The 991-nt window shown below is 63.8% G+C and carries 1 protein-coding gene and 1 pseudogene; one reads left to right on the top strand and one right to left on the bottom strand.

Annotated features, from left to right (window positions below; translation table 11 throughout):
• Positions 1–26 precede the first annotated feature (26 nt).
• On the bottom strand, positions 27–542 hold the full coding sequence (locus SX1_RS23455) for a hypothetical protein (RefSeq protein WP_019054867.1): 516 nt from the start codon (positions 540–542) through the stop codon (positions 27–29).
• 134 nt (positions 543–676) lie between these two features.
• Between SX1_RS23455 and SX1_RS25000 the strand changes: the two are divergent.
• Positions 677–991, top strand: a pseudogene (locus SX1_RS25000) (integrase); the annotation flags it as partial.

Genomic DNA, 991 nt, shown 5'->3' with positions numbered 1-991 from the left:
CTGATGTCGAGCCCTCGCGCGCTCCATCAACCCCGTGTGCCGGATAGCCGGAAACGCTGGAACACATGGCCCTCGATCAACACTTCCTCGCTGCCTCCTTCGAGAAAGTCGACTTCGTCTGCGCGGAGCTGGCGGAGCCATTCCGTAAGGGCTGCGAGCGTATCGCGCGCTGGTAGCAACGCATCGAGCCGTTCCAGAGCCCGGTCGGCTGCCGCAAATGTCCCTGAGAAGCTTTCTCGCGCGCCTTTGGCCGTAAGGGTGAGTTGCGCGGCCCGGGCGAGGGGAGGGGGGCCGCGTCGGCTGATCCAGGACAGGAAGTCCTGCCGTTCGGCCGCGTACCACGAGCGGGTCAGTTCAGCCGCTCCTAGACCCGGATTGTGCTCTGGCCCAAGGTTTTCAAAGGCATAGTCGCGGACATGGACTCGCCACAGCCGGCGCAGTGAGGCCCGCACCAGCCCGTCGGCCACCTCCGCGCGCAGGAACGGCAGCGCCCCCTCGATCCGTGCGAGGGTGAGTTGCCAGGGGGGAGGGCCGCGATCCATCCGCCATAAAATATACGAATGCCACAAAAAGTATACTTGGCTTTGATGGTGCAATTACTGTCCGATAAACGCCCTTCACGGACAGTAGAAGACGGCCTATAGAAATTCCGGTTGTGGCGCGCGAAAGGGCGAAAATGGCAAAGGAAACCAAGGAGGTCGCAAGACTCGACGTTCCGACTACCGAGACCGCCGCCTCGACAGCATCCCCTGCCGCCATCGCCGAAACCGACAGCCGTTTGCACGCGGAGATCGTCGCAGCGCGGGGCTACCGCGCTCAGGCCAAGGCGGCGAACACCCTGCGCGCCTATGCCAGCGACTGGAACCAGTTCGAAGGCTGGTGTGACGGACGTTCGCTCGAGCCGTTGCCGGCGCGGCCTGAAGCGGTGGCAACGTACCTTGCTTCGCTCGCGCTGGCGGGCAAAGCGGGTACCACCATTGGTCGCCATCTT

Source organism: Sphingobium xenophagum NBRC 107872, from assembly GCF_000367345.1.
Lineage (GTDB): Bacteria > Pseudomonadota > Alphaproteobacteria > Sphingomonadales > Sphingomonadaceae > Sphingobium > Sphingobium xenophagum.
This window is presented reverse-complemented; position numbering and strand designations above follow the sequence as displayed.